Source organism: Streptomyces sirii (assembly GCF_045690365.1).
Taxonomy (GTDB): domain Bacteria; phylum Actinomycetota; class Actinomycetes; order Streptomycetales; family Streptomycetaceae; genus Streptomyces; species Streptomyces sirii.
The window spans coordinates 7,706,149-7,728,637 of the sequence record NZ_CP147982.1 but is presented as its reverse complement, the minus strand read 5'-3'; the positions used below and the strand labels follow the sequence as shown (position 1 = coordinate 7,728,637).

Annotated in this window: 12 protein-coding genes; 2 read left to right on the top strand and 10 right to left on the bottom strand. The window is 76.4% G+C overall.

What is annotated here, in order from left to right:
* Positions 1 to 15: 15 nt before the first annotated feature.
* The 10 genes from WAB15_RS34300 to WAB15_RS34255 are packed head-to-tail and all read right to left on the bottom strand — an operon-like array spanning position 16 to position 20,234.
* Positions 16 to 1,053: a TolB family protein gene (locus WAB15_RS34300; protein WP_407288637.1), complete on the bottom strand. Its 1,038-nt coding sequence runs from the start codon at positions 1,051 to 1,053 to the stop codon at positions 16 to 18.
* Positions 1,050 to 2,315, bottom strand: coding sequence for an MFS transporter (locus WAB15_RS34295; RefSeq protein ID WP_407288636.1), 1,266 nt, complete (start codon positions 2,313 to 2,315; stop codon positions 1,050 to 1,052). The genes WAB15_RS34300 and WAB15_RS34295 overlap by 4 nt, the downstream gene beginning before the upstream one ends.
* 22 nt (positions 2,316 to 2,337) lie before the next feature.
* Entirely contained in the window at positions 2,338 to 3,492 is a 1,155-nt protein-coding gene (locus WAB15_RS34290; protein WP_399145209.1) for an alkaline phosphatase family protein, read from the bottom strand.
* Entirely contained in the window at positions 3,489 to 4,481 is a 993-nt protein-coding gene (locus tag WAB15_RS34285) for a galactokinase (RefSeq protein WP_407288635.1), read from the bottom strand. The genes WAB15_RS34290 and WAB15_RS34285 overlap by 4 nt, the downstream gene beginning before the upstream one ends.
* A complete protein-coding gene (locus tag WAB15_RS34280; protein WP_407288634.1) occupies positions 4,478 to 6,349 on the bottom strand; it encodes a methyltransferase domain-containing protein in 1,872 nt (623 codons plus the stop codon). Before WAB15_RS34280 ends, WAB15_RS34285 begins: the two co-directional genes overlap by 4 nt.
* A gap of 5 nt (positions 6,350 to 6,354) precedes the next feature.
* Positions 6,355 to 7,587 (bottom strand): glycosyltransferase, encoded by a 1,233-nt coding sequence (locus WAB15_RS34275; protein WP_407288633.1) that lies wholly within the window; start codon positions 7,585 to 7,587, stop codon positions 6,355 to 6,357.
* Positions 7,584 to 8,390, bottom strand: a complete 807-nt coding sequence (locus WAB15_RS34270) for an alpha/beta fold hydrolase (RefSeq protein ID WP_407288632.1) — start codon at positions 8,388 to 8,390, stop codon at positions 7,584 to 7,586. Before WAB15_RS34270 ends, WAB15_RS34275 begins: the two co-directional genes overlap by 4 nt.
* Positions 8,391 to 8,397: 7 nt before the next feature.
* On the bottom strand, positions 8,398 to 8,715 hold the full coding sequence (locus WAB15_RS34265) for a phosphopantetheine-binding protein (protein ID WP_407288631.1): 318 nt from the start codon (positions 8,713 to 8,715) through the stop codon (positions 8,398 to 8,400).
* The gene (locus tag WAB15_RS34260; RefSeq protein WP_407288630.1) at positions 8,705 to 13,243 is read right to left on the bottom strand and encodes a beta-ketoacyl synthase N-terminal-like domain-containing protein; all 4,539 of its coding nucleotides are present in this window, start codon (positions 13,241 to 13,243) and stop codon (positions 8,705 to 8,707) included. Before WAB15_RS34260 ends, WAB15_RS34265 begins: the two co-directional genes overlap by 11 nt.
* Complete coding sequence (locus WAB15_RS34255) at positions 13,236 to 20,234, bottom strand: SDR family NAD(P)-dependent oxidoreductase (protein WP_407288629.1); 6,999 nt, start codon at positions 20,232 to 20,234, stop codon at positions 13,236 to 13,238. The genes WAB15_RS34260 and WAB15_RS34255 overlap by 8 nt, the downstream gene beginning before the upstream one ends.
* A gap of 394 nt (positions 20,235 to 20,628) precedes the next feature.
* On the opposite strand from WAB15_RS34255, the gene WAB15_RS34250 reads away from it, so the two are divergent.
* A complete protein-coding gene (locus tag WAB15_RS34250; protein ID WP_407288628.1) occupies positions 20,629 to 21,522 on the top strand; it encodes a LysR substrate-binding domain-containing protein in 894 nt (297 codons plus the stop codon).
* Positions 21,523 to 21,624: 102 nt separating this feature from the next.
* Entirely contained in the window at positions 21,625 to 22,488 is an 864-nt protein-coding gene (locus WAB15_RS34245; RefSeq protein WP_407288627.1) for a hypothetical protein, read from the top strand.
* Position 22,489 lies beyond the last annotated feature (1 nt).

Genomic DNA, 22,489 nt, shown 5'->3' with positions numbered 1-22,489 from the left:
AGTCCAGGAGCGCGCTCACGGCCCGGTCACGGCGGGCGAGACGGCGGAGGCCACCACCTTCCGGGGGTGGCCTCCGCCGTTCGCGGGCACCTGCCACACGTCGGCGCCGTAGTCCCCGGGGAGGGCGTACAGCAGAGTGCGGCCGTCCCTCCACAGCGCCTGGTCGTCGACGCTCGCCCGCTCGGCGAGCGGCCATTCGCGTCCGCTGCGCAGATCCAGGACGTACAGCCGCCAGGGTGCGTCGGCGCCCTTGGGCCGTACCCGTTTCTTGAAGGCGATCCGGGTGCCGTCCGGGGAGAGCGAGGGGCATTCGGCGTTCTCGCGCACGGCGGTCAGGGTGCGGCGGGTCAGGTCGCCGCGGACCAGGTAGGTGCGGCCCCCGGTGCCGAGGGTGGCGTAGAAGGTGGTGTCGTCGGCGGCGAAGGTCACGCCCCAGAAGTTGTGGTCGACGGCCTCGTGGCGGCGCCCGCCGATCAGGACGGTGAAGTCCTCCAGACTGTCGTGGAGGGTGCCGGTCCGGGTGTCGTAGAGGGCGGTACGGGTGGAGAAGGCGCCGCCCGCGTAGGAGTCGCCGCTGACGAACACCGTCCAGGCGACGAGGCGGCCGCTGGGCGAGACCCGGGCGCGGGTGGGAATGCCGGGCACCGGGAAGTGCCGGACGGCCCTCATCCGCTCGTCCAGGACCACGGCCTCGTGGCCGGGCACCACTCCCCCGGTGGCCCGTAGGCAGACGCCGGTGCCGGCGGCGGCGTGGAAGCGCAGGCAGTCTGTGGGGCCGGCCGTGCGGACGGCGCCGGGGTCGTTGAGCGGTACGGCCGCGAGGTGGTCGCGCCGCGGCCCCCACGCCAGGTTCCGGAAGATCAGGCGTCCGGGGCCGCCGAGGCCGAACTTCCCTTGCCGTACGGCGGGTTGGCCCGCCCGGTCGTGGTCGCGCTCGGCGGCCCGGCCGGCGGCCCGGCCGACCGCGACGGCAGCGGCCGTGGCGAGCAGGACGGTGACCGCGAGGAGCGCCAGGGTCCGCCGGTGTGCGGGCCGGGCGAGGACCGGCGTCATGGGGAGGCCTTTCTGCCGAGGAGCAGGGCGCCGAGCGCGACGGCGGCGGCCAGGCAGCCGGCCGCCGCGGCCAGCGCGGTGACGGGGCCGGTGGCGGTCCAGGCCGCGCCGAAGAGGACCGCGGCGGCGAAGCGGCCCACGGCCTGGCCGGTTTGGACCAGGGCCAGTCCGCTCGCCCGCAGGTCCGGTGGCAGCAGCGGGGCGGCGGCCGCCATCAGCACCCCGTCGGTCGCGGCGTAGAAGACCCCCAGGAGGACGAACAGGGCGAAGGTGGAGGGGAGTTGGGTGCCGACCGGGGTGAGCAGCAGCAGGTAGGCGGCGAGCAGGGCGCCATGGCCGGCGAGGAAGACCCGCAGGGGTCCCGCGCGGTCCGCCAGGCGGCCTACGGGGAGCGCCAGCAGCAGGAAGGCGGCCGCGGTGCCGACCGGCAGCAGCGGGAACCACTGGGCGTCGAGGTGCCGGCGCTCCTGGAGCACCAGGTAGAGGAAGGCGTCGCTGATGGTGGTGGCGCCGAGCAGGACCGCGGCCAGGCTCAGCCGGGGCAGGCCGGGGGTACCGGCCAGTGTGCGCAGCACCCGTAGGGCATCGGGGCGTGGTGCCCGCGCACGGCGTTCGGCCGCGTCCGGGCGCGGTTCGCGGACGTACAGGGCGAGCAGCAGCACGCCGAACGCGGCGCAGCAGAAGCTGACTTGGAAGACCGCGTCATAGCCGTCCCGGGCGGCCCACAGCACGGCGAAGGCGGCGAGCGGGCCGAGCAGGGCGCCGGCGGTGTCCAGGGTGCGGTGCACGCCGAAGGCGCGGCCCTGTTGCTCGGGGGTCGTGGACAGCGAGATCAGCGCATCGCGCGGGGCGCTGCGCAGGCCCTTGCCGGTGCGGTCGGCGGCCAGGACCGCGCCGACCGCCCAGGGGGTGGTGACGGCGAGCAGGCCGAGCTTGCAGACCGCGGAGAGGGCGTAGCCGGTGGCCGCGACGAGCTTGCGGCGGCGGGTGCGGTCGGCCGCGTAGGAGCCGGCGAGCCGTACCAGCGCGGTGACGCCCTGGTAGACGCCGTCGAGCAGGCCGAAGGCGAGCGGGGACATGCCCAGGCCGGCGACCAGGTACAGCGGCAGGACGGCGGTGACCATCTCCGAGGAGACGTCCGTGACCATGCTGACCAGCCCGAGGGCGACGACGTTGCCGGCGACGGCGCCCCGCGGGAAGGCCGGCCGGTGGCGGGCGACGCCCGCCGAGGCGTCGGCGGCGCGGCTGGACGAGAGGTACACGGACGTCTCCTCGTGCCGTGGGTCAGAACCAGTTGACGGTGAGCGGGAATCGGGCCGTGGCGGTGGCGTTCGCGGCGTCGGTGGCGGTGGCGGTGATCTGGAAGGTGCCGGTCTGCCAGGGCTTGCCGGTGATACGGCCGCCGGCCGCGTCCGCGGTCAGGCCCAGCGGCAGTCCGGTGGCGCGATAGCCGATCGGTGCCTTGCCGCCGGTGGCGGCCAGTTGCAGGGTGCACTGCTGGTTGAAGCGGCAGGTCTGCGGGCCGGGGGTGGCGAGCTTGAGGTCGCCATCGGGCGGCTGGGTGCCGCCGGTGTCGAACACCTCGGTGACGGGCGTGGCGGTGGCGGCGTTGCCGGCGTGCCCGGTGCCGTACATGTCCTCGAAGGTCCGCAGCAGGCTGAAGTGGTTGTAGGCGCCGCCGACGCCGCCCGGTGTGACGTGGGCGCCGTGGAAGACGGTCGCGATCTGGTTGGAGCCCAGGTAGTTGTCCTCGTCCCAGGTGAGCACGAGCAGGCTGTTGTGGGTCTTGGCCCACTCCGCGTAGGAGGCGAGGTTGTTCTTGATCCAGGTGTCGCCGCTGCCGACGGCGCAGTCGTGCATGTCGTTGCACAGGTCGGGGACGACGAAGGACAGCGTCGGCAGCTGGGTGAAGTCGTCCTTGGGGAACTGTGCGAAGGTCTTGCCGGTGCCGACCGGCACGTTCTTGAAGGCGAACCACGGGTTGTGCTTCTGCGCGTAGCGGCCGCTGGTGCAGGTCGTGGAACCCTCGCCGGGCAGCCCCTCGTTGTAGCTGGCGAAGGTCTTGCCGGCGGCGATCAGTTCCTGGCCGAGGTTGGGGGCGTCCATCGACTGGGCGGTGTAGCAGCCGTCGCCGGTGATGCCCTGGGTGGCGCCGGAGAAGAGGTTGAAGTAGTTCGGCTGGCTGGGGTGGGTGAGCGCCTTCATGCCGGTCAGGCTGGCGCCGTCCTGGGCGAGTTGGTTGATGTAGGGGGCGTTGGCGCTGCCGATGATCTCGCCGTACTGCTTGTTCTCGAAGACGACGATCACGACGTGGTCGTAGGACGGCAGCGCGGCGCCGGTGCCGACACGGGCCTCGGCGGTCGTGGCGACCGCGATCAGACCGAGTGCGCCGAGGGCCGCGGCGAGCGCTCTGCGCAGGCGGCGGGGTCGGGGTTTCATCGGGTCTCACTCTCCTGGTCGGGGGGTGTGGGGGGTGGGGGTCGTCGGTCCTCGCGGCGGGCCGCGTCCGCGACCGCGATCCGCAGGAAGCGCGGCGCGGGCAGCCCGCAGCGGCCGAAGGCGCCGGCCACCTCGGCCCGGACCGCCGCGCGCCGGTCCGGGGGCATCAGCAGCAGCACGCTGCGGCCCGGCCGCCGCCCGGGCCACCAGGCGGACCGGGCACCGGCGCGCAGCGCCTCGCGGATCACCAGGGCGGTGGCGGTGGCGCCGCCGTCCTGGCGCCGGCCTTCGGGACCGGCCGTACGGACCACCACCAGCAGCAGGCAGAGGTCCGGGCCACCACCCGGGGCCCCGAGCGGCCGGTGGGTGCTGCCGTCGGCGGCGAGGAGATGGCCGGCCCGGGCGAAGAGCACGGCCCGGCGCAGCGCGTCGTCGCCGGGCACGGCGGAGCCCAGCAGTTCCGCGAGCTGCGCCCGGGTGGGCGGTCGCTCGCCAGGACCGGCGCAGGCGTCCGCGACGGCCAGGGCGAGGGCGCACTCCGCCGGTTCCGCGACGGGCAGCCCCGCGGAGTCGGGCAGGGTGGCGTTCAGCTGCAGATCGGCGCCGCCGCGGCCGATGCCGGCGGCGGCGAGCGCACGCAGCGCCGCGTACGGGCGGGCCGCCCAGCGAGGGGCGGGGGCGACCGGGCCGGTGAGCGGGAGTGCCGCGCTCTCGGCCGGGTGGTTGAGCGAGCCGCAGTGCAGCATCCCGTCGGCGCGCGGTGCGACGGCCACCGCGAGGTGCCGGTCGGCCGCCGCGACCCAGTCGGTCGGCGGCGCGCCGCCGGCGCGCACCGGGCCGGGCCGGACGGCGTGGCCGCTGAGGTGGAAGGCGTACGGGGCCCGCCAGACCACCTCGGGCGGGCGCCCATAGGCCATGGTGAAGCCGTGGGCGAGCAGCCTCAGTACCGGGTCGGCCGCCGGGCGCCGGGCCAGGTCCACGGCACTCACCCCAGTTCCTTGCGGGCGAGGAGCCGGTAGGCGTTGCCGCCGTCGGTGGCCCGGGCGACCGCGGTGCGCAGCGCGTCGAGGGCGGCCGCGGCGCCGTAGCAGGGCAGGGCCAGGGCCTGTACGGCGCTTCGGGCCGCGCGGCGGCCGGGGGTGGCGGGGGCGGTGGCCCAGGGGGCGTGCGGGTCGGGGGCGAGCCGGTTCGCGGTGAGGGCGACGGCGCCGATGAAGTCGGCGTTGGCCTGGTGGGCGGCGCCGTGCTGCTCGGCGAGGACGGTGAACCCCCGTTCCACCAAGGCCTGTTTGAGGTTGCCGACCGGCATCAGGTGCTGGTGCTGGGGCTGGAACCAGGGCAGCCAGTGGGGGCCGAGCAGCCGGGCGATACGGGCCTCGGGGTCGGGCAGCTCGATGAGCAGATGCCCTCCGGGGGCCAACACCTTGCCGGCCGCGTCGAGCTCGGCGAAGGGGTCCCGGGTGTGTTCGAGGTAGTGGTGCATGCTCACGGTGTCGTAGCGGCCGGTGAGCCGGTCGGCGAGGTCGGGGAACTGGCCCTGGTACGCGGCGGTGATCCAGCCCCGGCGCTCGGCCTCGTGCACTCCGGCGCCCATGTCCAGCCCGTCGAAGCGGGTGGTGGGCCATACGGCGCGGGCGGCGTTGCAGAAGTGCCCCGCGGCCGTACCGACGTCGAGCCAGGCCCTGGGGGTGGTGAAGGGCCGCAGCAGTTCGGCGCGGGCCCGGTAGGTGGCGTTCATCCGGCCCAGGATCAGGGCGGCGCCCTCGCCGCCGAGCCCCTCGTAGAAGTCGCGGTAGTAGAAGTCGAGCCCGTCCGGGGTGAGCCGGGGGTTTTGGAAGACGTGGCCGCAGCGCCGGCACTCTTCGAGGGTGAAGCGGCCGGGCTTGCCCTGCAGCAGGTCGGGCATCCGTACCCGGACGACCGGATCCGGTGCCGAGCACCAGGGGCAGTCGATGCGCCGCGGTTCGAAGAACCGGTCGATGCCGTCCGCGAGTTCGGCCGCGTACGCGGCGCGGCGCGCCGGGGCGTCGGCCGCGCCGGGCGCCTTCGCGGGCGGTGTCCGCAGGGTGTGCAGCACGGTGGACACCGCCCGCAGCGGACGTGCCGCGGTGGCGCGGGCCAGGCCGGCGGGCCGCAGCCGCCGGGCGGGGGCGGCGACCAGCGCGGGCTGGAGCCAGTACAGCGCGGCCGCCGCCGCTCCCCAACGCGGCGCGGAGTAAAGGCACTTGAGCAGCAGGGCGAGACCGGCGAGCCGGCCGGCGGACAGCAGGACGGGCGGCAGGCCGCGGGCGCGCAGCTCTTCGGCGTGCCGGCCGGGGTCGGGGGGCGGCGCCGCGAGACCGGGGGCGATGGCCCAGCCGGTGGCATCGGGGGCGTACTCCTTGAGCTCGGCGAGCAGGCGCAGGAGGTCGGCGGCGGAGCGCGGCGGCGCCTCGGCGAGCCGGCCGGGGAGCCGGGCGCGGCGGTGGACCTCGTCGGCCACCAGTACGGCGTGGCCCGCGCCGTGTCCGGGCGCGCCCCGGTCCGCGCGGTGCGCCGCGGGGTCGAGCAGCCGGAGCAGGCCGAGGGCGCTCTCGGCGTCGAGCCGCGCCGGGATCAGGTCCACCACGCGCAGCCCTTCGTGCGCGGCGTGGGCGACGGCGGCGCGCAGGGTCGTCTCGTCGGCCGTGACGCCGGGCGCGGTGATCAGATGCCAGCCCGCGAGCGGCGGCAACCCGGTGTCGAAGGGTCCGGCCGGGTCGAGCAGGGGCAGTGCGGCGAGCCGGCGGCGGGCGCGTACGGTGCCCGCCGCCAGGCCCAGCGCGGCGGCGGCCGCCACTGCGCGGGTACGGGCACTGGAACGGTGTGCTGGTGCCATCTGCCTCACGATCCCTTCTCGGACGCGGTGCTGGTGTCGGCGCCGGTGGGGTCGATGCCGGGGCCGAGCGGCAGCTTCTCCAGGCGGTCGGCGGCGGCGGTGGCGCCGCCCGCCGCGGCGAAGGACGCCTGGATGCGGCGGGCCGCGCGGCGGTGGGCCGGGTCGTCGAGCACGGCCGTCAGGGCCTGTCGCAGCTCGTCGGTACGGGCCCGGCCGAAGCGCACCCGTACTCCCGCGCCGGCCTCGGTCACCTGGCGCGCCACGATCGGCTGATCGTCGCGGACCGGCGCCACGACCAGCGGCAGCCCGTACGCGAGCGCCTCGCACACGGTGTTGTGGCCGCCGTGGCAGAGCACGGCGTCGAGGTGCGGGAGCAGTTGGAGCTGGGGGACGTACTCCTGGTGCAGCACGTTCGGCGGGAGGTCCCGGGCGAAGTCGCCCGGGGCGGCCAGGATCAGCTGCGCGCGGTCGGCCAGGGCGGCCGCGGCGTGCAGCACCGCGGGGTAGAAGCGGGCCCCGGCCTCGCGGTTGAGCGTGCCCAGGGAGACCAGTACGCGGGCACGCCCGGGATCCAGGCGACGCCAGGGGAAGTCGGCGGCGGGCGGGCGGGGACCGAAGGCGGGGCCTATGAAGGCGTGGTGCGAGCCCCATTTCTCGGCCCCCGCCCCCTCCCCCACCAGCTCCGGCGTCGAGAACACCAGCACCAGACGCGGTGAGAAGCGCGGGTCCCAGTCGGCGGGTGCGCCACAGTCGGCGAGCAGGTCGGCGATGCGCCGCGCCACCCACTCCCCCACCTTCGGGAAACCGTCGAACGGCCTGGTCAACTCCGCCGAAGTGGTCGCCGAGGTCACCCAGGGCAGGCCCTGCCGGCGCGCCGCCAGGGGCCCGGCGAGCGCCTGTTGGTCGGCCACCAGCACATCGGGCGTGAAGGCTTCGACGGCGGCGTGCACCCCGGGCAGCATCGCGTGGGCGAGCGGGATCAGGGCCTCCTCCCACAGGAAGCGCAGGGCCGCGACGCCGCGCAGATCGCGCCACCGCCGGTGCAGTACGTCATAGCCGTCGGCCGCGCCGCGGTCTCCCGCCGAGTACAGCCGGGCGCCGGCGGGGAGCAGGGTCGCCAGGGACGTGGCGGGGCCGGTCCAGGCGACCTGGTGTCCGCGTGCGGTGAGTTCGGCGGCGACGGCGAGCGTGGGGTTGACGTGCCCGGCCAGCGGCGGGACGACGAAGAGGACTCTCATCCGGCCACCGCCCCGGCCCGTACCCGCAGCCGCCCCAGTACGGCGTCGCACAGCCCCTCGGTGGCCTCCTTCAGCACCGTGTGCCCCACGTCCGGCAGCACACACAGCTCGCAGTCGGGTGCGATGGCCGCCAACTCCCGTGCTCCGGCGAGGAGTTCGGACTTCTCCCCGTAGACGGCGAGGACCGGGCAGCTCAGCCGGGCGAAGTCGGCGGCGGTGAAGGCGCCGGCGGCCGCGATGTCCTCGATCAGCGTGGTGTGGTTGAGCAGGGCGTCGGCGCCGGCGGTCAGCCGGGCTTCCTTGCGCCGCCCGAGCGCGGCGAGCTGCGCGGTCGTCCGGCCGTCTTCGAGGCCGAGCGCGGCGGCGGTGAGGGTGTCGGTCATCTCCTCGACCCAGTCGCCCGTCAGTTGGGCGTCGATCAGCACGAGCGAGGCGACGAGATCGGGCCGCAGGAGCGCGGTGTGCAGGGCCACGGCGCCGCCATGGCTGTTGCCGATCAGATGGACCGGGCCGAGATCGGGCCCGACGGCGGCGAGCAGCGCGATGAGGTCGGCCGCCGCGGTGTCCCGGTCGTAGCCGGTGGGCGGGCGTTCGCTGCGGCCGTGCCCGCGCTGGTCGTAGAGGAGCACCTCGTGTCCGGCGCGGCAGAGCGGGCCGGCGAGGGTGCAGTAGAAGCTCGACAGGTTGTCCATCACGAGCCCGTGGAGGCAGACGACGGTGGGGCCGCCGGGCCGGGAGCCGGCGCCCCGGGCCGGCAGCCGCTGGGTGTGCAGGCGCAGTCCGCCCGCGTCGGTGTGGGCCATGGCGCGCTCAGCCCGCGCAGGCCCGGTCGGCGGTGGTGACCCGGTCGATGTGGACGGCGAGTTCGCCGACCGTCATGGCCAGGATCTGTTCGATGTCCTTCTCGGCGAGCAGGCCGAGGAGGTCCACCGCCGTGCCGTAGCGCTGCTGCAGCAGCTCGGCCAGGGCGACGAACTCGATGCTCTCCAGGGCCAGATCGTCGTTGAAGGTGGTCGCGGCGGTGATCGGCCCGACGACCAGTAGTTCCTCGCCGGCGACGCGCACCAGCATGTCGGTGATCTCGTCCAGGATCGGACGGATCCGCTCGGGGTGGGCGTCAGCTGGCATGGGTGGCCTCCGTGGGGGTGAGGGTGTCGGTGCCCGCAGGGTCCTCGGGACGCGGGCCGGTCCAGGCGACGACATGGCGCGCGGACCGGTCGTCGACGGAGTCGAGGTGGACGAGGTGGTTCCGGCCGTCGGGTGCGGCCAGCAGGAGCGCGCCGTCCGGTGCGTCGGTGACGGCCCACTCCTCCGCCCGGCCACCGGGGCCGCCGCGCATCGCCTGGGCCGCCGCCCGCTTGGCGCACCACAGCGCGGTGAGCCAGTGGGCGCGGTCCTCGCCGGGCGGCGCCTCTCGGGCGAGGAGGGCGTCGGCCAGGCGGTGTTCGGCCGGGGTGAGGGCGAGCCGCCGCAGGTCCCGCGGGTCGTCGGTGACGGTTTCGACGGCGATCCCGGCGGGGCCCGACCGGCGGGCGAGGGCCACGGCGAACCGGTCCCGGCAGGCGACGGAGAGCCGGATGCCGTCGGCGAGCGGGCCCTCCGGGCGAGGACGGCCGCCACCGTCCTCGCCGACGGGGACCTCGACCGGGAAGACGGGCCCGGCCCCCGATTCCCACAGCAGCTCGCGCACCGCGTCCTTGGCCGCGATCCGGCCCAGCAGCCAGGCCGCGCGGTCCCGGGGCGCGCAGCGGTCGTAGCGTGCGCGTTCGGCGGCGCCCAGATAGCGGCGCATGACCAACTCCTGCGAGGCCGGGTCCGGCCAGCTGCGCCGGACCAGGGTCCAGCCACCCGGCCGGGGTTCGCCGATGCCGCACACCTCCGGGGTGAACTTCATCGGCCACACCCGCTCGTCGGCGGCGAAGCGCCGGTACGTCCAGCCCTCCAGGCGCGCCCACACCCGGCCGTCGGCGCCGCACAGCTCGACGTCGCCGCGCACCGAGCCGGGCCGTACCTCGCGGATCCGGGCGGTGGCCGTCAGCAGCGCGCCCTCGGGGGGCGGCGGCCCGTGGAGCCGTACCCGCTCCAGGGTCGCGGGGAAGACGAGCCGGTCGCCGCTCAGTCTCAGCTGCATCCAGTGGCCGAGGAGCTGCCCGGCGGCGTCCAGGAGGGCGCCTGGTGCGGGCAGTGCGCGCAGCGTTCCGCGGATGCCGTCGGCGGCGAGCGTGGTGACCTCGTGGACCCCGGCGAACTCCGGGCCGTGGAACATCCACCGGTCGCGGTAGAGGGCCTCGGCGCTGACGGGCGCGGGGCCGGCGGACGTCAGCGGCGCGGGGTCGGGCGGCGGCGGGGCCGGATGGCGTGCGGCGAGGTGGACGGTGACGGCGGCGTACTCGCCGAGGTCCACCCGGATGCGGCCGGGTCCGGCGGGGGTGGCGGTGACCGTCAGGTCGACGGGTGGGGCGACGGGCAGCCAGCGCAGCGCCCGCACGTCGGAGTAGCCGGTGACGGTGTGCCCGGGGCCGGCTTCGCGGGCCGCCTCGGCGGCCAGCTCCAGCAGGGTGGTCATGGGGACGACGGGGAAGCGGTCGGCGGGCTCGGGCCAGCCGTCGGGCTGGAGGTAGACGCAGTGGTCGCGGACGTACGGGAGGGTGTCGAGGGAGAGGTGGCGGACGGTGCGGCGGGGGCCGGGGCGTGGCGCGGCCGGGGCGGCCGCGGCGGCCAGCGCGCGGGTCGCGGCGGCCGTTTCGGCCAGGACCTCGTCCAGGGCCCGCCGGACGGGGTCCGTGGCGGGGGACGACGAGGGCGGGGACGACGAGGGTGGAGACGACGGTGCTGGGCGCGGCGCGTCGGCGGGCGCGAGGAGCGGGTGCGGCGCCGCGCCGCCGAGGCGGACGAGTGGGGTGCCGAGGTCGAGGCGGACCGCGCCCGCTCCCGTAGCGGCGGAGGGCGCCAGCCGGTCCCAGTGGGGGCCGAGCCCCTCGGTCCACAGCGCGGCGGCCAGGCGGCGCAGTTGCGCCCTCCCGGTGTGGCGGGGATCGGCCGCCGCCACGGCGAGGTGGTCCCGGCCGTGCAGGGTGTCGGCCACGAAGCCGGTGAGGCTGCCGGCTCCGGCCTGGACGAAGACCCGTACGCCGCTGTCGTACAGCCGTCTGGTCAGTTCCTGGAAGCGGACCGGTTCCAGGAGGTGCCGCAGCACCAGCCGGCGTACGGCTGCGGGTGCGGTCGGGAAGGGGGCGGCGGTGGTCGCCGACCACACGGGCAGCCGCGGGTCCCGTACCGGCAGGGCGTCGAAGGCGGCGCGGGCCTGGTCGAGATAGGGCGCCCACATCGGCGTGTGGAAGCCGGAGCGGAAGGGCATCTCCTGGGCCGTCACGCCCTGGGCGGCGAGCCGGCGTACGGCCTCGGCCAGCTGCGGCGGGTCTCCGCAGATCACCGACTGGTGCGGGCAGTTGTCGTGGCTGACCGCGACCCGTGCCAGGCCCTCCAGCGCGGCGGCGGCCTGCCGCGCTCCGCAGCCCAGGGCCGCATAGACCAGGTCGGGTACGGCGAGGGAGGTCGGCCGCAGCGAGTCGAGGAAGGTGTCCACGGCCTGCGCCGGATACATGCCGGCGCAGACCATGGCGGTCCATTCGCCGAGGCTGTGTCCGGTCAGCAGGTCGGGGGCGATGCCCAGTTCGTCCAGCGCGCGGGCGAGCAGCCGGCCGACGGCGATGCTGTCGACGGCCCGTTCGATCAGGCCGTCGCCCCCGCACGGCCGCGGGCGGGGCAGCCCCAGTTGGTCGGCGGTGTCGTCGACGCGGGGCGGCCGCTCCGCCTCCAGCCCCGGGAAGAGCAGGGCCAGCCGCGCTCCCGGCTCCTGGGCGTACGGCCCGAAGTACGGGCTGGGGGTGAACCAGAGGTCGCCGCGGCCGCGCCAGGGCAGTGCGCGCGCCAGGACCCGGGCGGCCAGGGCGCGGCGCTGGGGGGTGGGGTCGATGAGCGCGAGGCGGCAGGGGGCGTCGCGGGGCGGGGTCGGGGCGCCGCTGTGTTCGTCACGTCGGCCGATGTCGTTGCCGCCGAGGCCGCTGTCGTCGTCACGGAGGGCCTGCGCCAGTTCGTCCGGTGTGCGGGCGGCGAGCAGGACGGTGCGTTCCGGCTCCGCCACGCGCAGCGCCGCCCCGCGCGGCGGGACGCTCGGCGGTGCGGGCGGCGGGGCGGCGGGGCTCCGGTGTCCCGGCGCCTCTTCGAGGACCGCGTGGGCGTTGATCCCGCCGAACCCGAAGGCGTTGACGCCCGCCCTCAGAGGGTGTTGCGGCCCGACGTGCCAGGGTTCCGCCTCGGTGACCGGGCGCATACGGGTGTGTGCCAGGCCCTCGTGCGGCTCGTCCAGGTGCAGGGTGGGTGGCAGGGTCCGGTGGTGCACGGCGAGGGCGGCCTTGATCAGCCCGGCGATGCCGGCGGCCTGCATGGTGTGGCCCAGCATCGACTTCACCGATCCCAGACCGACCGGTGTGCGTCCCCTCCCGGCGGGCCCGAACACCCGGGCCAGGGTGTCGAGTTCCGCCGCGTCACCGACCGGTGTCCCGGTGCCGTGCGCCTCCAGCAGCCCGAGCGCCGCCGGGTCCCGCGGGTCGAGCCCGGCCGCGCGCCAGGCCTGCGCCAACGCAGCGACCTGGCCGTCCACCTGAGGGCTCATCAGGCTCGCGGTGCGCCCGTCGCCGGCCACGCCCACGGCCCGGACGACCGCGTAGATCCGGTCGCCGTCGCGCTCGGCGTCGGCCAGCCGCTTGAGGAGGACGACGCCGGTGCCTTCGGACAGCAGGGTGCCGTCGGCCCGCCGGTCGAAGGGGCGGATGTGCTGGGTGGGGCTGAGCGCCCGCAGCTGGGTGAAGACGCTCCACAGGGTGGCGCTGTGGCAGTGGTGCACGGCTCCGGCGACCATCAGGTCGCAGCGGCCGGCGGCCAGCAGACCGGCGGCCTGTTCCACCGCCAGCAGCGAGGAGGCGCAGGCCGCGTCGAGGGTGTAGGCGGGGCCGCGGAAGTCCAGCCGGTTGGCGGTCCGGGCGGCGGTGAAGCTGGGCACCAGGCCGATGGAGGCCTCCGGCCGTTCGGGCCCCAGGCTCGCCTGGAAGGCCTCGCGGACCTCCCGGATTCTCGACTCGCCCAGTTCTGGGGCGAGTTCGCGCAGGGTGGCGGCGAGCTGGTGGGCCGTTCGCACCCGCTGGTCGAGCCGGGCGGTGGCCGCTCCCATGAAGCCGCCGCGGCCGAGGATCACACCGATCCGGGAGCGGTCGGCGGGCAGCTTCTCCTGGCCGCCCGCGTCGGCGACGGCGGCGGCGATGGCGCGCAGGGCGAGCAGTTGATCGGGCTCGGCGCCGCCGACGGCGGCGGGCATGATGCCGAAGCGGGTCGGGTCGAAGGCGGCCGGCTCGGCCAGGAAGCCGCCGCGTCGGCAGTAGAAGCGGTCGCTGCGGGCGGGGCCTTCGGCGCCCGCCGGGTCGTAGTAGACCTCCGGGTCCCAGCGGCCGGGCGGTACGTCGGTGACGCAGTCCGTACCGGCCACCAGGTTGCGCCAGTACGCGGCGAGGTCGTCGGCGCCGGGGAGGATCGCCCCCATCCCGACGATCGCCGCGTCCGTGGGCCGGGGGCCGGCCCGCCGCCCGCTGCGCTCACTCATCGCCCGCCGCCTCCCCGGCCGTCTCCGCCGCCAGTACGACCTGGGGCGCCGTGCCATGGGCCAGTTCGTCCAGGAGGGCGGCGACCGCGGCGTCGGGGTCGAGGAGCGGGATGCCGCGGCGCGCGTAGGCGCGGGCCAGCTCCGGGGTGACCATGCCGCCTTCCGCCCACGGGCCCCAGTCGACGGCGAGCACGCGGTGCGCCGTACGGGCCGCCCAGGCCCGCGCGAGGGTGTCCAGGGCGTCGTTGGCGGCGGCGTAGTCGACCTGGCCCCGGTTGCCGAACACCCCGGCGACGCTGCCGAAGAGGACGAGGAAGCCGGTGTCGTCGCCGGCGGCCGCGAGCAGATGGCGGGCGCCGTCGACCTTGGTGGCGAAGACCCGGGCGAAGGAGTCCGGTTCCTTGTCCCGCAGCAGCTTGTCCTCCAGCGTGCCCGCGCCGTGCACGATCCCGTCGAGCCGGCCGTGCCGGGCCCGGATGTCCTGCGCCACGGCGCGTACCGCGGCGGCGTCGGTGACGTCGGCGGCGTGGTAGCGCACGGAGGCGGCGTGCGGCTCCAGTGCGGCGAGCGTCGCGGTGATCTCGCGTCGGGCGAGGATCTCGGTGGCCGCCGCCTCGATCTCGGCGGGTCTGCGCAGTCCTTGGGAGATCAGCGCGGCGCGCAGGGTGATGCGGTCGGGGGCGTGGGCGAGCGCCGGGCTCTCGGGGGCCTCCGCCGGGGGCGTACGCCCCAGGAGTTCGATGTGGCAGCCGTGGGTGCGGGCCAACGCGAGGGCCGTACGGGCGGTGATGCCGCGGGCGCCACCGGTCAGCAGCACCACGGAGCCGGGGCCCAGCGGGGTGCGGTCGGCGGCGGTCCGGACGTCCGGCAGCGGGGTGCGTACGGTGCGCAGGGTGGTACGGGTGCCGTTGGTGCGGCCCACGACGACCGGCTCCCCGGGGGCGCAGAGCTCGGCCAGGAGGTGGGCGGCGATGCGTTCCGGGCGGTCCTTGGGGTCGATGTCCACGGCGCGGATCAGGGCGTCGGGGTATTCGAGCGCGGCCGTACGGGCGAAGCCGCGCAGCCCGGCGCCCGGCAGCGGGTCGGGGGCGGATGCGGCGGCGTCGTGCCCGAAGGTGCCGCCGGCCGCGGTGGCCAGCAGCAGCCGGCGGACGCCGCCGGTCAGGGCGGTGCGCAACCCCGCGTACTGGCCCGGCAGTACGGCGGAGCGGCCCGCCCGCAGCGCGCTGAGGTCGACCACAGCCTGCGCGGTGGTCTCGGCCAGCCGCTCGGCGGGGACGGTGCGCACCCGCGCCCCGTGGCTCTCCAGCAGGGCGGTGAGCGCGAGCGCCACGCCCTGTCCGTCCTCCACCACGGCGAATTCGGCGCCCGCCACCACCTCGGCGGGCGGGCGGCTCGCGGGCGGGCCCAGCGGGGCGACGTCGACGAGGTAGCGGGTGGGGGGCCGCCCCGCGGCGGAGGTGGTGGTGGGTGCGGGGAGGTCGGGCGGTCCCGGTACGGGTTCGGCAGTGGCGGGCGGCTCCGGTGCGAGTGCGGGGGTGGCGGCGACGATGCGGTCGACGATGCCGCTGATGGTCTTGACCCGGGACAGCTCCTCCACCACCGACTCCATGGCCCCGTCCGCGTCCTGCGACAGCCCGATCCGGTCGGCCAGCGCCCCGATGATCTCCACCCGCTTGATGGAGTCCACCGAGAGATCGGCCTCCAGGTCGAGTCCGGCGTCGAGCATCTCGCGGGGGTAGCCGGTGCGGGCGTGGATGATCTCCCGCACGGCGTCGAGGAGTTGGTCGGGGGTCAGGCAGGCCGGGCGGGCGGCCGGGGCGGGCCCGGCCTCGGCGTCGGCTCCGGACGGCCGGGTCCCGGGCAGGTCGGTCCCGGCCAGGTCGGCCTCGTCGTACGACGGGAGCGGCCGCTCCGATGCGGGCGCGGTCCGCGGGGCCGCGGGCGCCTCCTCGCCCAAGTACCGCAGCACCACGTCCCGTTGCGCCACCACCAGCTCGCGGGCACCGCGCAGATACTCCAGCACCGCGTGCTGCCGCGCCGCTACCCCCGGGGCGGCGGGGCCGTCGACCGGTACCGCCGCCACCGGCCGAGCCGGACGCAGCGCGTGCTGCCGCGCCGCTTCCCCCGGGGCGGCGGGGCCGTCGTCCGGTACCGCCGCCACCGGCCGAGCCGGACGCAGCGCGTGCTGCCGCGCCGCTTCCCCCGGGGCGGCGGGGCCGTCGTCCGGTACCGCCGCCACCCGCCGCGCCGGACGCAGTCCGCCCGGCAGGCAGGCGCCGTCGGCGGTGCGCACCAGGTGTCCGTCCACCAGCCACCCGGGGCGGCGCGGCGCGTCCTCGGGCAGTGCGCGGGTACGCCCGCGGAACAGCGCCTCCGGGTCGACGGGCACGCCGGCGGCGGCGAGCCGGGCCAGCACCCGCGGCAGCCGGGCCAGGCCGGGCTCCCCCGGCACGTCCAACGCGACGGCCGTGTGCGGGCGTTCGCCCAGGATGCGGCCGACGAGACCGGTGAGCACCCGGCCGGGACCGGCCTCCACGAAGGTGCGCACCCCGGCGGCGTACATGTCCTCGATCTGGTCCACGAAGCGCACCGGCGCGGCGACCTGGCCCGCCAGGGTGTCCCGGATCGCGGCGGCCTCGCGGCCGTAGGGACGGGCGGTGGCGCCCGACCAGACGGGGAACGCGGTCGCGGACAGCCGTGTGGCGCGCAGCTCCTCGGCCAACTCCTCGCCCGCCGGCTCCAGCCGGGGGCTGTGGAAGGCGCACGCGACCTGGATCCGCCGCGCCTCGACGCCGGCCGCGCACAGCGCCGCGACGGCCTGCTCCACCGCGTCGGCGGGGCCCGAGATCACGCTCTGTTCGGGCGCGTTGTGGTTGGCGACCACGACCTCGGGCGTGCCGCGCGTCAGCTCCCGCACGCGGGCGGGGGCGGCGGCCACGGCCGCCATCGCCCCGGGGTCGTCGCCGGCGGCGCGGACGATCGCCGCGGCACGGCGGTCGCTGAGCCTGAGCAGCGCCTCGGTGTCGTAGGCGCCGGCCGCCCACAGCGCGGTCAGCTCGCCGTAGGAGTGGCCCGCCGCGCAGTCGGGGCGCACCCCGAGCGTGGTCAGCAGCCGGTGCGCGGCGGTGGAGGCCAGGCCCAGGGCCGGCTGGGCGACGCGGGTGTCGGTCAGGGCGGCGGACTGGGCCCTTCGCTGCTCGGCGGTGAAGGCGGTGGGCGGGAACATGGCCGCGACGCAGTCCGGGTCGGTGTCGTCCAGGAGGCCGCGCAGCGCGGGGAAGGCGACGAACAGCTCGCCCAGCATCCCGGTGCGCTGGCTGCCCTGGCCGGGGAAGAGGAAGGCGGTCAGGCCGGGGTCGGTGTCCTCCTGGCGCGGGTGGACGCCGTCGGCGGCCGCGTACCGCCGCGCCGGCTCCAGCCGGGCGGCGAGCTGATCGAGGTCCTCGGCGACGACACAGACCTGTATCGGCGCGTCGGGCGCGGCCGCGGCGGTCTCGGCGGCCAGGTCGCGCAGCGGCCAGGGCCGCCCGGCCGCGTCGTTGTCCGCCAGGCGCGCGGCGAGGCGGTCGACGGCCGCCACGGCGGCGGCCCGGTCGGCCCCGCGGAAGCAGAACAGCTCGGCGGGCCACTCCTGAAGGGTGTGGGCGGGCTCGTCGGCGCCCGGATAACCGGCGAGCACCGCATGGTAGTTGGTGCCGCCGAAGCCGAAGGCGCTCACCCCGGCGATGCGCCGTTCGACGGGGGCCGTCCAGGGACGGGCGCCGCCGGCCTCGAAGCGGAACGGCCCGGTGTCGGCTCCCGGCCGGGTCAGATGCAGGGTCGGCGGCCGCACCCCCGCGTGCACGGCGCGTGCGGTCTTGATGAGTCCGGCCAGTCCGGCGGCGCATTTGGTGTGCCCGATCTGCGACTTGACCGAGCCCAGTGTGCAGCCGCCCGGCGCGGCCCCCGCCGCCTGGAACAGGTCGGTGAGGACGGCGAGTTCGGTGGCGTCGCCGACGACGGTGCCGGTGCCGTGGGCTTCGAGGAGGCCCACCTGGGCCGGGCTGACGCCGGCACGGCGGTAGGCGCGTTCCAGGGCGCGCCGCTGCCCTTCGGGCCGTGGCGCGGTCAGGCCGAGCGACCGCCCGTCGCTGGCGCTGCCGACCGCCTTGACCACCGCGTAGATGCGGTCGCCGTCCCGCTCGGCGTCCTCGACGCGTTTGAGGACCAGGGCGCCGACGCCCTCGCCGAGGGCGATGCCGTCGGCGGCCGCGTCGAAGGGGCGGCACCGGCCGGTGGGCGACAGGGCCCGCACGGACGCGAACATCAGGTAGTCGTTGATGCCGTTGTGCACATCGGCGCCGCCGCACAGGACCATGTCGGCGTCCCGGTCGCGCAGTTGGCGGCAGGCCAGGTCGAGCGCGGCGAGCGAGGAGGCGCAGGCGGCGTCCACGGTGCAGTTGGCGCCGCCCAGGTCCAGGCGGCCGGCGATCCGCCCGGCGATGACGTTGGCGAGCACCCCGGGGAAGGAGTCCTCGGTCAGCCGGGGCAGTTCGGCGTCCAGGGCGGGCGGCAGGTCGCCCAGGTAGGCGGGGTGCAGGGCGCGCAGGCCGTAGGCGCCGGCGAGTTCGGTTCCGGCCTCGGCGCCGAAGACGACGCCGGTGCGGGCGCGGTCGAAGTCGCGGTCGGCGTATCCGGCGTCGGCCAGGGCTTTGGCGGCCGCGTCCAGGGCGAGCAGCTGCACGGCTTCGATGCCGGTGAGGGAGGCCGGCGGGATGCCGTGGGCGAGGGCGTCGAAGGGGATGGCGGGCAGGAATCCGCCCCACCGCGAGGGGGTGCGCTCGCCCGCCCGCGCGGGGTCCGGGTCGTGGTAGGTGGCGGCGTCCCAGCGCTCGGCGGGCACCTCGGTGACGGAGTCGACGCCGGCGACGACGTTCGACCAGTAGCGGGCGGTGTCGGGCGCGCCCGGATAGCAGCAGGCCATGCCGACGATGGCGATGTCCAGCGGCGCCGCCTGCTGGTCCTGGTGCCCGGTGGGGGGCCGGAGCTGCTCGGCCCGGGCGTCGAGCAGTGCGCTCGCCCCCTCGGTGACGTCCGTGTGCAGCACGGCGATGGAGGTGGTGGCGCTGCGGGCGGTGGCGGCCTGGCCCAGCATGTACAGGCCCTCGCGCAGCTGGTCCGGCTCCCCCACCGGGGCCGGCGGTCCGCCGTCGGTGTGGCGCAGGCCCTTGCTCGCGATCCGCAGCCGCCCGAGGTTGCGCCGCTCCAGCTCCTCCCACCGGGTGCGCGGGTCCACGCCGTCCGCCGCGAGCCGCCGCTCGGCCGCGGCGAACTCCGCGGCGTAGGCGGTCTCGGCGCAGCGCGTGGCGTGCCCCGGTGCGGTGCGCAGCAGTACGGTCCGCTCGCAGGCCAACGCGGTGTCCTGGAAACCCGGTTGGACGGCGCCGGTGGCCACGGCCTCCTCGGTGAAGAGGTAGGCGGTGCCCATCAGGACACCGATCCGGGCGCCGCGCTCGGCGAGCGGGGCGGCGGCGGCCGCGGCCATGGCGGCGGAGCGGGCGTCGTGGATGCCGCCCGCGAAGAGCACATCGAACTCCTCGCCGGTGCCGGCGTGCTCCCGGTCGTGGGCGAGCAGCCGCTCGATCTGCTCCTCCCACAGCGGGAAGCTTGCCCGGGGGCCGGTGTGGCCCCCGCACTCCTGCCCTTCGAAGACGAATCTGCGGGCGCCCTCGGCCAGGTAGCGCTCCAGCAGGCCGGGCGAGGGGACGTGGAGGTAGGTCCGGGTCCCGGCGGCTTCGAGCGGCGCGGACTGGGCGGGGCGGCCGCCGGCGATGAGCGCGTACGCGGGGGCGAACTCGGCCACCGCGGCGAGCTGTGCACGGCGAAGTTCCGGCGGTGCGAAGCCCAGCAGGCCCACGCCCCACGGCCGGTCGCCCAGCCGCTCGGCGGTCTCGGCCAGCAGCCGGCGCACCTGCCGGCCGTCCATGACCGCGAGGGCGAGAAAGGGCAGCCCGCCCTCGGCGGCCACCGCGGCGGCGAACGCGGCCTCGTCGCTGACCCGCGTCATCGGCCCTTGGGCCACGGGGAGATGGCGGGCGGCGGGGCGGGGCGCGAGCGGCCGGGTGCGGGCGGCCGCCGCGAGGTGGCCGGTGATGGCGGCCCGTACGGCCGTCAGGATGCCGCCGGTGGTGCGGTGCCGCGCGGCGAGCCGGGCGGCGAACGCGCCGTCCTGGCCGACGGGGAGCGGGTCGGTGCGCAGGTCCGGGCGGGTCAGTACGCGGTGGCCGTCGACGAGGGTCGGCTCGCTGCCGTCCATGGCCCGCAGGGCGGCGGCGAGCGCGCGCGGCAGCCGCTGCTCGCCCTCGGTGGTCAGCGCGAGCTGGGAGTCGAGGAGCACACCGGCCGCGCCGCCGGCGAGGGCCGCGGCGGCGGTGTGCGGGCCGATGCCGCCGGCCGCGAGGACGGGGACGGTGGTGGCCGGGTCGGCCAGGACCCGCTGCAACAGTAGGCAGGTGGTGAGTTCACCGACCCGGCCGCCGGACTCATGGCCGCGGACGACCAGCGCTTCGGCTCCGGCGGCGCGGGCGGCCGCGGCCTCCTGGGGGCTGGTGACCTCGGCCCATACCCGGCGCCGGCCGCCGCCGGACCAGTCGTGGCGGCCGTCGGTCCGGTGCCGCGCGGTGGCGGTGAACTCCCCCGGGTCGGCGAGCAGCACGGTGTCGACCTCGGCCGGCAGCTCGTCGGGGGTGAGCGGGCAGCCGACCGGTACGCGTACGCCGTAGGGCCGCCGCAGCCGGCGGGCGAGCCCGGCGAGGGCGTCGCGCGCCGGGCCGGTGTGGCGGCCGAGGTCCAACAGGCCGAGTGCGCCGGCGCGTTCGGCGGCGGCGACGATCCGTTCGTCCGGCTGCTCGAAGGGCGAGAGCGCGACGACGAGGTCGCGGCCGGTCGGGGCCGGCCACGCGGATCGCGGACGGGGAGAGGTGCCGGAGTGAGGGGGCCGGGGGACCACGGGCGCTCCTTGTGCTGCGTGGGGGACGGACACGCTGACCACTGCCACCTGCGGTAACCAGCGGTATCCCGCTGATGCCGATGCATCGTGGGGCCACCCCCTTGCACTGTCAACGACCTTGCATCAGGCGGTAGTTGATTCCGCCAAGGTCACCATCGCGGTGGCCGGGCGCCCCGCTGCGGCCCGCTCCCCCGGCCCCGACCTGCGCTTGTGCGCCGCGCGCCGCCCGGTATCCGCACGCCGGCGCACCGGTCCGCGCCGCCCCGTCCCATGCCCTACCGGCATGGTTCGGTGCCGAGCGGGTCTTGCCCCGTCCCCGGCGGACATCGCCGCGCCATCGCGCCGACGTCCGCTTCGTCTTACGGGTTCACTCTGACCCGGCTACCGTCCGCGCATGGCCCTCACCCTCCAGCAACTGCGTTATCTGGTCGCGGTCGCGGACTACCGGTCCATCACCGCCGCGGCCGCCGCCGTCTATGTGGCCCAGCCCGCGCTCTCCCGCGCCGTCCAGGCCCTGGAGCGCGACCTGGACGTGGCGCTGGTGACCCGTAAGGGCCGGGGCGTGGAGTTGACGTGCGAGGGTGCCCGGGTGGTGCGGCTGGCCCGTACGGTCCTGGCCGCCGTGGACGCGATCGAGGACATCGGCGCGGCGCAGGGCGGGGGTTCCCGGGAGAAGCTGTGCGTCGTCGCCACCCCGACCCTGGCGATCGATCTCGCGGCCGATCTGCTGCCGGCCTTCACCGCGCGCCACCCGGGGGTCGATGTCCAGCTGGTCCAGCGCAGCAGCCGTGAGGCACTGGTCGAGTGCCTGACCGGCGGACAGGCGGAACTCGGCTTGGTGGACCTTCCGGTGGACCAGGGGCTGTCCTCGCACCATCTCCAGGAACGCGAGGTGGTGCTGGTCTCACCGTCCGGCTCCGGGCTGCCCGACCCGGTTCCGCTCCGGCGGCTGGACGGCCTGCGGATGGTGCTGCCGACCCGGGGCACCGGCAGGCGGACCGAGTTGGAGTCGCTCTTCAGCCACCTGGGTGTGCGCCCGGTGGCGGCGCTGGAGGTGGACGAGCGGCTGGCGTGGGTGGCGAGTGTGCTCGGCGGGCACGGCTCGCTGGTCTGGTACCGCGATATGGCGTCGCGCACCTTCGGCTCGCGCGCCGAGGTCCGTTCCTTCCGTCCCGCGCTGCTGCGCCCGGTCGGCATCGTGCACGCCCGCAGCTCGTTGAGCCGGCCGGCCCGCGCCTTCCTCGCGCACGCCCGGCGCACGGCCCCGGTCCGCGAACCGTCGCGCTGACGGACCGGCCGCCGGTTGTCATACCGGCCCGTTATCGCTCCCATGCCCAACGGGTGGCCGGGCGGCCTTGGCGTCGTCACCGCCCACCGCCACCTTGAACCCATGTCCCCCCTCTCCCCGCTCTCCTCCGTGCTCCTCGCGACCGCCGCGCTCACCGCGCCGCTCGTCGCACACCCCGCGTCCGCCGCCGCGCCCGCGCGTGCCTGCACGCTCCCCGCCGGGCTCCAGGAGCTCAGCGGTCTGGGCATGAGCGTCAAGCACCCCGGTGTCCTCTACGCCGTCAACGACAGCGGCAACACCCCTCAGGTGTTCGCCGTCGACTGCTCCGGCGCGACGGGGCGGCTCAGGGCCACGTTCACGCTGAGCGGTACGGCCAACACCGACTGGGAGGCGCTGGCCGTCGGCCCCGACGACAACGGGGTCCCCTCGATCCACGTCGGCGACATCGGCGACAACTTCGCCGGCCGCGCCGAGATCGCGGTACACCGCTTCGCCGAGCCCGACACGCTGGCCGACGCGACGGTGACACCGGCCACCTTCCGCTTCGCCTACGCCGACGGCAGACACGACGCCGAGTCCCTGCTCATCGACCCGACGTCCCGGCAGCTGTACGTGGTCAGCAAGGTGCTGGGCGCCAAGGGCGCGCTCTACAAGGCGCCGCTGCCGCCGCTGTCCGGCCAGGTCAACACCCTCACCCCGCTGCGCGCCGGCCCGGCCTGGGCGACCGACGGCGCGTACTCCCCGAGCGGCCGGTCGTATGTGATGCGCAGCGGCGGACCGTTCGGCCCGAACACCGGCTATGTCCAGGACCCGGCCGGCAACCGGCTCGCCGAGGTCGCGCTGCCCGCCCAGCCGCAGGGCGAGGCGGTGGCCTACGCCGACTGCACGACCCTGCTCGTGGGCTCGGAGAACGACCGCCAGATCTGGCGGGTACCGCTGCCGACCGAGGCGACGCCGGGTTGTTGAA